11 protein-coding genes are annotated in these 12,059 nt (G+C 58.4%); 4 read left to right on the top strand and 7 right to left on the bottom strand.

Annotated features, from left to right (window positions below):
• Positions 1-197: 197 nt before the first annotated feature.
• Positions 198-809: an FMN-dependent NADH-azoreductase gene (locus EE949_RS11560; protein WP_122664402.1), complete on the bottom strand. Its 612-nt coding sequence runs from the start codon at positions 807-809 to the stop codon at positions 198-200.
• Positions 810-938: 129 nt separating this feature from the next.
• Here EE949_RS11560 and EE949_RS11555 point away from each other — a divergent pair, with 129 nt between their 5' ends.
• Both EE949_RS11555 and EE949_RS11550 read left to right on the top strand, forming a co-directional pair.
• Positions 939-1,877 carry a LysR substrate-binding domain-containing protein gene (locus tag EE949_RS11555; RefSeq protein ID WP_122664401.1) on the top strand — a complete coding sequence of 313 codons (939 nt, stop codon included), beginning with the start codon at positions 939-941 and terminating at the stop codon, positions 1,875-1,877.
• 19 nt (positions 1,878-1,896) lie between these two features.
• Positions 1,897-2,241 carry an MmcQ/YjbR family DNA-binding protein gene (locus EE949_RS11550; RefSeq protein ID WP_122664485.1) on the top strand — a complete coding sequence of 115 codons (345 nt, stop codon included), beginning with the start codon at positions 1,897-1,899 and terminating at the stop codon, positions 2,239-2,241.
• A 4-nt stretch (positions 2,242-2,245) separates the two neighbouring features.
• Here the strand turns inward: EE949_RS11550 and EE949_RS11545 are convergent, their stop codons facing one another.
• Together EE949_RS11545 and EE949_RS11540 are read right to left on the bottom strand one after the other, a co-directional pair.
• A complete protein-coding gene (locus EE949_RS11545; RefSeq protein WP_122664400.1) occupies positions 2,246-2,683 on the bottom strand; it encodes a DUF1294 domain-containing protein in 438 nt (145 codons plus the stop codon).
• Positions 2,683-3,513: an undecaprenyl-diphosphate phosphatase gene (locus tag EE949_RS11540; RefSeq protein ID WP_122664484.1), complete on the bottom strand. Its 831-nt coding sequence runs from the start codon at positions 3,511-3,513 to the stop codon at positions 2,683-2,685. The genes EE949_RS11545 and EE949_RS11540 overlap by 1 nt, the downstream gene beginning before the upstream one ends.
• Before the next feature lie 382 nt (positions 3,514-3,895).
• Here EE949_RS11540 and EE949_RS11535 point away from each other — a divergent pair, with 382 nt between their 5' ends.
• The gene (locus tag EE949_RS11535; RefSeq protein ID WP_122664399.1) at positions 3,896-4,423 is read left to right on the top strand and encodes an AAA family ATPase; all 528 of its coding nucleotides are present in this window, start codon (positions 3,896-3,898) and stop codon (positions 4,421-4,423) included.
• Between the two features lie 13 nt (positions 4,424-4,436).
• Here EE949_RS11535 and EE949_RS11530 read toward each other — a convergent pair whose 3' ends face one another.
• A complete protein-coding gene (locus EE949_RS11530; protein ID WP_122664398.1) occupies positions 4,437-5,765 on the bottom strand; it encodes a sigma-54 dependent transcriptional regulator in 1,329 nt (442 codons plus the stop codon).
• 376 nt (positions 5,766-6,141) lie between these two features.
• On the opposite strand from EE949_RS11530, the gene EE949_RS11520 reads away from it, so the two are divergent.
• The gene (locus tag EE949_RS11520; protein WP_027901210.1) at positions 6,142-6,408 is read left to right on the top strand and encodes a hypothetical protein; all 267 of its coding nucleotides are present in this window, start codon (positions 6,142-6,144) and stop codon (positions 6,406-6,408) included.
• A gap of 172 nt (positions 6,409-6,580) precedes the next feature.
• On the opposite strand, the gene EE949_RS11515 is transcribed toward EE949_RS11520, so the two are convergent.
• Genes EE949_RS11515 through cobN form a run of 3 tightly spaced genes read right to left on the bottom strand, consistent with a single transcriptional unit; the run spans position 6,581 to position 12,059 of the window.
• Complete coding sequence (locus EE949_RS11515) at positions 6,581-7,192, bottom strand: vWA domain-containing protein (RefSeq protein WP_162874613.1); 612 nt, start codon at positions 7,190-7,192, stop codon at positions 6,581-6,583.
• 53 nt (positions 7,193-7,245) lie between these two features.
• On the bottom strand, positions 7,246-8,277 hold the full coding sequence (locus EE949_RS11510; RefSeq protein WP_162874612.1) for an ATP-binding protein: 1,032 nt from the start codon (positions 8,275-8,277) through the stop codon (positions 7,246-7,248).
• Between the two features lie 20 nt (positions 8,278-8,297).
• Positions 8,298-12,059, bottom strand: coding sequence for a cobaltochelatase subunit CobN (gene cobN, locus EE949_RS11505; protein WP_122664395.1), 3,762 nt, complete (start codon positions 12,057-12,059; stop codon positions 8,298-8,300).

Below are 12,059 nucleotides of genomic sequence, written 5' to 3'. Positions count from 1 at the left end.
CGAATTGAAACGATCGGATTGATCTGCGCTGTTCCGATTGAGTCTGCGTGCCCTTTTCAAGGCCTCACCGGTTTTAAGAGCGTAACGGGCGGCAAACGTTGCATTTATGTTTGATTGGCAGACGCCAGACAGCAAAAAACTCCAGCACCATGGGCACTGGAGTTCTTTCGACAGCGATATTTAGTAAAGCTGCTGCGTTACGCCACCGCAAACAACTCTTCTGCAATCTGCTTTTGCGCAGCAGTCAGTGCATTGGCACGCGGCTCTTCGCCATAAGCCAGACCGTGAGCGAAGACAAACTTCAAATCAGTTACACCAATGAAACCGAACAGAACCTTGAGGAAATCCTCATGGCCAACGCTGGTCGGTTGACCGACGTGCAAGCCACCCGCGGTGGAAACGATGATCACTTGTTTGCCGCCAGCCAGGCCTTCCGGGCCTGTTTCGGTGTAACGGAAAGTACGCCCGGCAACAGTAATGCGGTCAATCCAGGCCTTGAGCTGGCTAGGAATAGTGAAGTTGTAGACGGGTGCACCAATCACAACCACGTCAGCATCAAGGAATTCCTGCAGGATCTGCTCGTTGGTTGCCACTTCCTGCTTCTGCGCGGCATCACGGCCTTCTTCAGGCGTGCCGGCTGCGGCAAGGGTCGCCGGGGAAAAATGGTTCAGTGATTCGCTGGCCAGGTCGCGGTAGATGACCTGAGCGTTTTGTTCAACGGCTGTGAAGGCTGAAACGACTTCGCGGCTGAGTTGGCGAGACGCAGAGTGATCGCCGAGGATGCTGGAATCGATGTGCAAAAGTTTCATAACGTGCTTCCCAAATGAAAAGTCGCCAGCTGGCGATCAAGTGGGGATAATCCTACAGCGCAATCCAATCGCTGATTAGTCGGCTTAAATGCGATAGTTCGTTCTATATACAGGACAATTGAGCTCGGTATGCAAGACCTTAACGACCTTTACTATTTCGCCAAAGTCGTCGAATACGGTGGCTTTGCTGCCGCCGGCCGCCTGCTGGGCATTCCCAAATCGCGTCTATCACGGCGTATTGCCGAACTTGAAGAGCGTTTGGGCGCGAGCCTGCTGCAACGCACTACCCGCAAACTGGCACTGACGGCTGTGGGCGAGCGCTATCTGAGCCACTGTCAGGCGATGCTGCTGGAAGCGGAAATGGCCGATGAGGCAGTCGCGTCGTTGACGGCCGAGCCGCGTGGCAGATTGCGGGTGTCGTGCCCGATCGGCATGACGCACTGGAATCTGTCCGAGGTGGTCAACGAATTCCTCATCCGGCATCCGCAGGTGCAACTGGAGCTGATTCTGGTCAATCGTCGAGTCGATCTGGTCAACGAGGGCATCGACGTCGCGTTACGCGTCCGTGACGTGGGCGATGAAGACCCAAGCCTGATCGTGCGTCAGCTGTCTCCGGCCCGCGCCGCCATCGTGGCATCACCGGCCTTGCTGAAAGGACACAACATCACCCATCCACAAGACCTGGCCGCGTTGCCAGTGCTGGGCGCTGCTGAGGCCGACCGTAAGGTGCATTTTCAACTGCTGCACAGCAATGGCGAACGCTGCGAGCTGGTGCTCGATCCACGCCTGGTGGTGGATGACTTCCCGATCCGCAAACGCGCAGCGCTGCTAGGGCTAGGCCTGACCATGCTGCCTTTGATGAATTGTCACGAAGAGTTGGCCAATGGTCAGTTGATTCAGTTGTTGCCTGACTGGTCGCTGCCCAGTGGTAACTTACAAGCGGCCTACACCCAGCGGCGCGGCATGTTGCCTGCCGTGCGCGCGTGGATTGAACATGTCAGCCTGGCGTTCAAACATGAACCCGTTACACCCAAAGCAAGCCATCAGGAGCAGACGCATGGCAAATGAGAAGACAGCTGACCAGCCAATGGACACTGAGCAAGTTGCCGGGTTTTGCCTGCAATTGCCCGGTGCCCGTGAGGACTACAAATGGGGCGGTACGCGAGTGTTTTCGATTGCTGGCAACAAGATGTTTGCGGTGATGGATCTGGCAGGCAAAGGCCTGTCTTTCAAAGTGGCGCCCGAATTATTCCTCGGTTATGTCGATCGCCCTGGCGTACGGCCTGCACCGTATCTGGCGCGAGCGTACTGGATCAGCGTCGCTACGCCCTACGCGCTGGGTGACGAGGAACTGCGAGACCTGTTGACCCGCTCACATCAACTGGTAGTCAGCAAGTTGCCAAAGAAGCAGCAGGTCGCACTGAAGCTGTGACGGCTTAGTAAAAGTGTCTGCTCAGGTAATTGCCGCCCAGCAGCAAACGATCTATCCAGATCACCTGATGCAGCAGCACGATCAACCAGAACAGCAGTTGAAAGGACAGTTTGCGGGTTTTATGGCGCAGCACTTGCTGCGCAAGCATCGCGCCCGGCCAGCCACCCAGCAGCTCCACAGCGTGGAGGATTTTCTCCGGGGTCCGCCAGCCGCCAGCTCTGGCCTGGCGCTTGTCGCGCCAGTACAGAAAGAACGCCAGCAGGCTCATTGTCAGGTAGACCGCAGCGGGCAGCCACACTCCGTTTAGCAACAGCGACGTAAGGCCGATCACTGGCAGCGCACAAATGGCCAGGAAGATCGCCAGTTTGACTCGCGCAAAACGCAACGACTGCTGTTTAGGCGCGGCCGGTTTATTCGCTTTGATGCGTGACTCTGCGCCCATCAGCCTTGCACGCTGGTCCAGTCAATCCAGCCGAACTGCCAGGTCGCCAGAATCAACAGGCCAAAGACAATGCGGTACCAGGCAAACACTGCGTAACTGTGGCTGGCAATGAACTTGAGCAGACCGCGCACGGCGATCATGGCGAAGATAAAGGACACCACAAAACCCAGCGCGAACACCGGGAAGTCATCAGGCTGAAACAGGTCGCGGTACTTGTAACCCGAGTACACGGCAGCGCCGACCATCGTCGGCATGGCCAGGAAGAACGAGAACTCGGTGGCGGTTTTGCGCGACAAGCCGAACAGCAGCCCCCCAATGATCGTCGAGCCAGAACGAGAAGTGCCCGGAATCATCGCCAGACACTGCGCGCAACCGACCTTCAGCGCGTCGCGCCAAGTCATATCATCAACGCTTTCGGCATGAACCACGTGGTCGCGACGCTCGGCCCACAACATGATCACACCGCCAATGACCAGAGCAGTCGCGACCGTAATCGGGTTGAACAGGTATTCGTGGATCAAGTCTGCAAACATCACCCCCAGCACGACGGCAGGCAAGAAAGCGATCAGCAGATTGAGCGTGAAGCGTTGCGCCTGACGTTGTTTGGGGAGCCCGACGACGACCTCGAGGATCTTGCGGCGAAACTCCCAGACCACGGCGAGGATCGCGCCGAGCTGGATAATGATGTTGAAGGCCATCGCCCTCTCGCCACCGAAGTCGATCAAGTCCGCGACAATGATCTGGTGCCCGGTGCTGGAAATAGGCAGGAACTCCGTCAGCCCTTCCACAATCCCGAGAATCAATGCCTGAGCGGCGGTCCAAAGGTCCATCATTCCCCCAAGTGAAGCATTGCTCGAAGCAAGCCTCTTAAAATTGTCATGTCAAAACAGCGTGCAAATATGCCCGTCAAAAGGTGAAAACTCCGTTAAAAACGGACGCTTACCGCAACGGCCAAAGCAAGGCGTGGCGATGCTAACAGACCTTGAAGCATGACGCTGCCACTGAAGCCTGACGCGTGGTCTTTGACGCCACCGATGGGACTCACACGCAAAACACTATCCGCTGATTTTTTCCGTTAACGACTGCGCGCAGTTCCATATCCGCTTACAATCGGAGCCGTTTTCCACCCTTTCAAGAGTCAGCGATGCCTTCACCTTACTGCCTGGCAGCCCCTTGGCGCGCCATCTTAACGTGGTCCAAGGCAACCGCTTAATGAAGGTAATCGTGCTCACCGGCCCCGAGTCGACTGGCAAAAGCTCGCTGGCGGCAGAAATTCAGCACAGCTTCGGTGGTGTGCTGGTGCGTGAATATGTACGCAGTTTTATTGAGCAGCATCAGCGGGACACCTGTTACGCGGATATCCCCGCCATCGCTCAGGGCCAACTGGAGCGCGAAGATGCCGCCCGCGCCGCCGCGCCTGAGCTGTTGATCCTCGACACTCACCTGCTGAGCAACAAGCTCTGGAGTCAAACACTATTCGGGGATTGTCCGGCGTGGCTTGAGCCTGCATTGCTGGCTCGACACTATGATTTGCATCTGTTGCTTGATCCGCGCGGCATCGACTGGGTGGGCGACGGTCAGCGGTGCCAACCCGAGCTGGCGTCACGACAGGCATTCTTCCATGACACCTTGCACTGGCTTGAACAGCATCAGCAGAATCATCAGGTCATCGGCGGTACTTGGGCGCAGCGCCGCGAACGGGTATTCGCAGCGGTCGAGCAACTGCTCAAGGGCGCCTGAGCGGCGCCACCACTCAACGAATCTGATGCTTGTGCAGTAGACGATAAAACGTAGGCCGGGAAATCCCCAGCACCTTGGCAGCGACACTCAGGTTGTCGCTGTGACGCGTCAACACATCACACAGTGCCTGGCGTTCAGCCCTTGACTTGTAGTCATCCAGCGTCCCCATGCTGCTGACGATGTCGTCCTCACCCAGCAGCCCCAGATCAACCGCTTCAATCTGCCGGCCCTCCGCCAGGACCAATCCACGACGCACACGATTGGCCAGCTCACGGACGTTGCCCGGCCAGTCATGCTTGCCCATTGCGACCAGTGCGTCCTGGCTGAAGTTGCGCACACGGCGACCGGTTTCCTGGCTATAGAAATGCGCGAAGTGGTTGGCCAGCAACGCCAGATCACCGTGCCGCTCACGCAGCGGGGCAGTACCGACCTGCAAGACATTCAGACGGTAATACAAGTCCTCGCGAAAGCGTTTCTTGCGAATCGCCGACTCAAGGTCGACGTGAGTAGCCGCCAGCACCCTGACGTCGACAGCGATCGCCACCCTCCCGCCAATGCGCTCGATCTGCTTGTCCTGAAGGAAGCGCAGCAGACTGGCCTGAAGCTCCATGGGCAGATCACCAATTTCATCGAGAAACAGCGTGCCGCCGTCAGCCGCCTCGATGCTGCCGATTTTCAGTTCGTTTGCGCCTTCGAATGCGCCCTTCTCGTAGCCAAACAGCTCCCCCTGAAGCAAATGTTCAGGCGTGGTCGCGCAGTTGATGGCAACGAAAGGCTTGCTTCGACGGTGTGACTGAGAATGCAGATTGCGTGCGATCAACTCCTTGCCAGTACCCGACTCGCCGCGGATCAACACCGGAGACTCAGTTGGCGCCAGCTTGCTCAGCAGCCTGCGCAGCTCACGAATCGGACGACTTTCGCCAAGCATTTCATGTTCTGGCCCCGACACATAAGCCGCTCCCTGAGCACGCAGCCGAGCCATACCATAGGCGCGACCCAACGTGACCTGCATACGTGCGACATCAAACGGCAAGGTATGAAAGTCAAAAAACCACTCACAGACAAAGTCGCCGATTTTCTCTCGGCGCAGATCGTCCGGACTCAATACCGCGATCCATTCGGTATGGCTACGTGTAATCAGGTCTTTGACCCCTTCCGGATGCTCAAAGTGATAAGGCATCAGACGGATCAACCCTACATCGCAACTGCGATTGGCAGCAGCCTCAACGGTACTGCTATCGACATCCCAGCCAGCAGCGCGCAGCACAGGGATAAGCTGATGACAGTCGTCGCACGGATCAACAATTAACAGGCGTCGCGGTGGTGGTGCCGATTCATGCATAGGGAAGTCCTTGGCGCCGTAATTGAAATCCAGTCAATAAAATCATTTTATAAACAGTTAGTTGGAGGCGGCGATTTGAACATTAGCAAATATTTGACAGTCGCTTGGACCGATTAACTATAGGGATCAGATCGAAAGGTAATTAGCGAAATACACGAGGGCGTGCGCTACAGGCGGACGTGGCAGAAAAAATCGGACACTTGCGCACGACAGCTCTGCAGGCCGCTAAAACCGTGGCATGTGTAAAAGAATTGAAAATAATTGATGAGCTGTGTGACTTGAATGCCCCCCACGATCATCAACACAAGTAACCAGCTGAACGGTAAGCCCAACCGGCAGCGATTAATTTTGATACGGGCACTTTGAGGAAATAACCATGAACGCCCCATTGCGCTTCAACGATGCACTTCTGATCGCTGGACACGCTTTCGAACCTTTCCAATGCGTCGCCTGGGCACCGCAAGACGGTAATGGCGAGCTGAGCCTGACGGTCATCGACCGCACCAGCAATCGCATTGGCCGCCGCCAGATCGCTCGTAGCACCTACTCGGACGCCAAGCGTCTGGCGAATGAGCTCGAACTGGCCCGTGCTGAAATCAGCAACGAAGGCCACCGCCTTGAGCCGTGGACCATGCCAGCCTGAGGCAAAAGTAGACGTTGGCCCTATGGATGCTCACCCGGGATAAAAGATAACGCGGTGTGCCTTCAAGCCGCGTCTTATGTATCGCGAGCAAGCTCGGCTCCTACAGATATCGGTGATCCATGTAGGAGCCGAGCTTTCTCGCGATAAACGATGACACGACAGCCCGCCTTTTCTAGCGAACCTTCAGCTCATCAATGTGCTGATACTCGATCCCCAGATGCACCGACATCTGTTGCGCCCGACCCAAGCGGATGGGTCCGCTTTCGATATCGATCAACAGCCCCGGGCAGTTGAATGCCGGCAACACGCCTGAATCCTTCACTCGCCCATCGGTCATGACCAGAACGCGCTGCTGTTCGGCCGGATGCTGTTTCTGACGCTTATCCAGCCATTGCTGTGCCTGCTCAAACGCGGCGGTTAATGGCGTCCCGCCACCCGCACCCAGTCCATCCAGCCAGGGCTGCAGCGCGCTGGAGGCCTTGAGACCCTGATGCTGCCAGCGCGGCGTGCTGCCATTGGCCGTCAGCAGCGCCAAACGCACACGGCGGCGATAAGCGTCATCAAACAATTCAGCCAATAGCCCTTTGGCCTGACTCAGAGCCTGATAACGCCTTGTGGAAGCCGACGCGTCGACGATCACCAGCCATAACTCGCTAGCCTTGCAACTACGAGGTTTACGGATCAGATCAGCCCGGACCTTTGGTTTCCCGCGCAACAGCGTCGGTAGCCAGGCAATCGCGCCATCGACGCCACTGCGCAGCGCACCAGTACGACCACCGGCCAGCTTCCCGCGCCGGGGCCTGGCATCCGCCCCCGGAAAACAGCGAGGACGGATGCCTAAGGCTTTTTTGGCCAGCTCGGCACTTCGCGACGCACGCCGGTCGGCATCGGCTGGGCGGGCAACTGGCCCCAACTGCCCTGCCCTTGATCTGTGCCTGAGGCGCCTTGTTGCGGCGCAGGCTGCTGCGGCGCTTGCCCCTGAGGTGGTCGCTCTTGAGGTGACTGCTCCTGAGTTAGAGAGTCACGACGCCGGTGACGCAGGGCAAACTCCGCGACGGCATCAATGTCCTGCGCTTCAATCGCCGAAGCGCCGCGCCATGCGGCGTGAGCACGAGCTGCACGCAGCCAGACCAGATCAGCGCGCATGCCGTCGACGCCTGCGGCAAAACAGCGTTCGGTAATGATGGTGAGCGACTGGTCATCCAGCGGGATATTACCCAGCGCGTTGCGCGCCTGTTCACAGCGTTGCTTGAGTGCTTGCTGCTGCGCCTCCCATTGCTCACAAAAAAGACGCGGATCGCTGTCGAAATCCAGACGCCGCCGAATGATCTGCCCGCGTTCGGCGGGCAAGGTTTGTCCACTCAGCACCACATTCAGGCCGAAGCGATCTAATAACTGCGGCCGCAACTCGCCTTCTTCAGGATTCATGGTGCCAATCAGCACGAACCGCGCCTGGTGGCGATGAGAGATGCCGTCGCGCTCGACCAGATTGACACCGCTGGCCGCAACGTCCAGCAACAGGTCAACCAGATGATCAGCGAGCAGGTTGACCTCGTCGACATACAAAACGCCGCCGTCGGCCTTTGCCAATACACCTGGAGAAAACTGCGCGCGGCCTTCGCCGAGGGCTGCGTCCAGATCCAGAGTACCGACCAGCCGCTCTTCGGTAGCCCCCAATGGCAGCGTGATGAACTGCCCGCTGGCCAACAAGTCTGCCAATCCGCGAGCCAGCGTCGATTTGGCCATTCCCCTTGGCCCCTCAATCAGTACACCGCCGATTTTCGGGTCAATGGCGCTCAGGCACAGCGCCAGTTTCAGCTCATCGGCCCCCACTACGGCCGCCAGCGGGAAATGCGGGGTATCGCTCAAGGTCATATCGCGCAACGTCATCAGCTCTCTTCTATGTCCAGCAACAGGCTTTCCAGCGCGTCACGGTAATTACCCGGTTCCTGCCATAACCCACGCTGCTGCGCTTCAAGCATGCGCTCGGTCATATCCCGCAAGGCATCGGGGTTGTGCTGCTGAATGAATTCACGGGTCGATGGATCAAGCAGATAAGCATCGGCCAGCAGCGCATATTGGTGATCGTCGATCAGTTCGGTGGTGGCGTCGAAGGCGAACAGAAAGTCCACGGTCGCGGCCATCTCGAATGCGCCTTTATAACCATGGCGCTTAACGCCGTCGATCCATTTCGGGTTAGCGGCGCGTGAACGGATAACCCGGTTCAACTCTTCCTTCAGGGTGCGGATTTTTGGTAAATCCGGCTGGCTGTGATCGCCGTGATAGCTGGCTGTCTTCTGGCCACTCAAGCTCTCAGCTGCCGCCAGCATGCCGCCCTGAAACTGGTAGTAGTCGTTGGAGTCGAGCAAGTCGTGCTCTCGGTTGTCCTGATTCTGTACCACAGCCTGAACCTGAGACAGGCGACGGGCAAAACGCTCCCGGGCGGGCGTGCCTTCATCCGCCGCCCCATAAGCGTAGCCGCCCCAATTCAGATAAACCTCGGCCAGGTCATCCCGGCTTTGCCAGAGTCGACCGTCAATAGCGCCCTGCACTCCGGCACCATACGCGCCGGGCTTGGCACCAAAGATACGCCAGCCGGCTTGACGTGCCGCCTCGTCATCAGCAACACCGTTCTCCAGCAACGCCGCGCGCTCTTCGCGAACTTTGGCGGCCAGCGGGTTCAGGTCGTCTGGCTCGTCCAGTGCGGCCACGGCCTGTACCGCAGCGTCAAACAAACGAATCAGATTGGCGAAGGCGTCGCGGAAGAAGCCGGACACTCGCAGCGTCACGTCAACCCGAGGCCGGTCCAGCAAACTCAACGGCAGGATTTCAAAATCATCGACCCGCTGACTGCCTGTTGCCCACACCGGCCGAACGCCCATCAGCGCCATGGCTTGAGCAATGTCGTCGCCGCCGGTGCGCATGGTCGCAGTGCCCCACACCGACAAACCCAGTTGACGTAAATGATCACCATGATCTTGTAAGTGCCTCTCCAGCAACAGATTTGCTGATTGAAAGCCGATACGCCAAGCGGTTGTGGTGGGCAGGTTTCGCACGTCCACGGAGAAGAAGTTTCGTCCGGTAGGCAGCACGTCTATGCGCCCGCGGCTGGGCGCCCCGCTTGGACCTGCCGGCACGAACCGACCGCTCAAGGCATCCAGCAGACCCTGGATCTCCGCTGGTCCACAGGCGTCAAGACGCGGCGCTACAACTTCTTTCAGATTGTTAACTATTTCACACAGGTCATTGTTTTCAAATGGAATTTCATAATCCTTATCATCAACAACGTGCTCGATAAGCCTGGCCGCGTACAACTCAAGGCGCTCACGAGTGTCGCCCGCCGTACGCCAGGGATCGCTACTGATCGCCACCAGCGCCGGCGGCTTTTTCGCCAGCCAAGGCTCGGCAAGGTCGCAGTCCAGCGGATCGAAATTCAGTTCGAACGCTTTACTCAAGGCCCGTAACAGGCTCGATTGAGCCCCACGACCGTCGCCGCGAGGTATGCGCAACAACGCCAACAAGGTGTCTATGCGCAGACGGCCGGTGGGAGACTCCCCAAAAATATGCAGGCCATCGCGAATCTGTGACTCCTTCAAATCGCACAGGTAGGTGTCGAGCCTCGGTAACCAGATCGCTGCGTTGTCATCTTTCAGAGAGGCATCCAGTGCCAGCTCCTGATCAATATTGGTTTCCCTGACCAGCTTGAGAATATCCCGCTGCAGTTCCAGCGCGCGACGTGGGTCCAGCAACTGCGCTTCGTAATACTCGTCCGCGAGCAACTCCAGGTTGCGCAACGGGCCATAGGTTTCAGCACGCGTCAGCGGCGGCATCAGGTGATCGATAATCACCGCCTGGGTCCGGCGTTTGGCCTGAGCCCCCTCGCCTGGGTCATTGACGATAAAGGGATAGATGTTCGGCATTGCACCGAGAATTGCGTCTGGCCAGCAATTCTCCGACAACCCGACGCCCTTGCCCGGCAGCCACTCCAGATTGCCGTGCTTGCCGACGTGCACCACCGCGTGGGCGCCATAGGCTTTACGCAACCAGAAATAAAACGCCAGGTAGCCATGAGGCGGCACCAGGTCCGGATCGTGATAGACGGCGCTGGCGTCCACTTGATAACCACGCGCAGGCTGGATGCCGACAAAGGTCAGGCCGAACCTGACTCCGGCGACCATCATCCGGCCACTGCGGAACATCGGGTCGTTATGAGGCGAACCCCAGCGGGCAATGACCGCTTCACGGTTGGCCAGAGGCAAGGTTTCAAAAGCAGCGGTGTACTCGTCCAGCGCCATGCTTTGCTGGCAAGGCCGCATATCGATGCTGTCGAGATCGTTGGTGACACCGCCGAGTAACTGGTGAATCAGGTCAGTACCGGTTTCCGGCAACTCGGCAACCGGATAGCCCTCATGCTGCATGGCCTGCAGGATATTCAGCGCGGCTGCCGGCGTATCCAGACCGACCCCGTTGCCAATGCGCCCGTCGCGCGTTGGATAATTGGCCAGTATCAACGCCACGCGCTTGTCGGCATTGGGCAGGCGTGCAAGCAGAACCCAGCGCCGTGCCAGCTCGGCCACAAAATCCATGCGTTCAGGTTGAGGCCGATAGCAGACTACATCCGACTGACTGCGCTCGCTGCGCCAGGCCAGATCCTTGAAGCTGACAGGTCGACTGATGATTCTGCCGTCCAGCTCGGGCAAGGCAATGTGCATGGCCAGGTCACGGGCACCAAGGCCCTGCTCACTGGCGCGCCAGCCCGGCTCGTTATCCTGCGCGCAAATCGCCTGAATGACCGGGACGTTGCGGCGAAATGGCCGCACATGCGGCGCTTCCGGGCTGGACTGCGCAAAACCGGTGGTATTGAGGATCAGCTCAACGCCAACCTCATCCAGCCAGTCCTCGATCACCGTCATACAGCCCGCTTCTTTCAGGCTGGCCACGGCAATGGGCAAAGGATTCAAGCCTTGCGCCTGCAGACGAGCGCAGAACACGTCGATGAATGCGGTATTGGCTGCCTGCAAGTGGGAGCGATAGAACAGCAGCGCCACTACTGGCTGATTGGGCAACCAGTCGGCGAACCAGCTTTCAGGGTGGGCGCTGACGCCCTGCGGATGATAAACCGCGGTGCGTGGCAAGGCCTGCGGCTCGGACCATGGATAGTCCCGACCGAGCAATCGATTCGCGAGACAACGGTAGAAATCCAGCGCGTTATGCATGCCGCCCTGACGCAGAAACTGCCATAACCGATGGCAGTCGTCAGCGGGCGCGGTGCTGCGCTCAGTCAGTTCGGGATCATGGCGGTCACACCCCGGCACCATGATCACTTGCACGCCGCGTGCAGCAAGTTCCATGAGGCGCTCGACGCCATAGCGCCAATAGCCGATCCCGCCGTGCAAGGAGATCAGAATCACCTTGGCGTGACGCAAGACCTCATCGAAATAGAGATCCACTGACGCGTGGTTCTGAATCTGCATCGGGTTAGCCAGACGCAAGGTCGGATAATCCTCAGGGAGTTGCTGCGCCGCTTCGGCGAGCAACGCCAGGCTTGAATCACCGCTGCAGAGAATGACCAGCTCGGCGGGCGTTTGCCCGAGGTCGGCAATACTGTCGTCCGGTACAAAACCACCGGGCTGGGTTCTCAGCAGGTGCAT

The organism is Pseudomonas viridiflava, assembly GCF_900602065.1.
In the GTDB taxonomy this organism is placed as follows: Bacteria; Pseudomonadota; Gammaproteobacteria; order Pseudomonadales; family Pseudomonadaceae; genus Aquipseudomonas.
The sequence above is the reverse complement of the archived record's forward strand: the minus strand, read 5'-3'. Positions and strand labels throughout refer to the sequence as shown.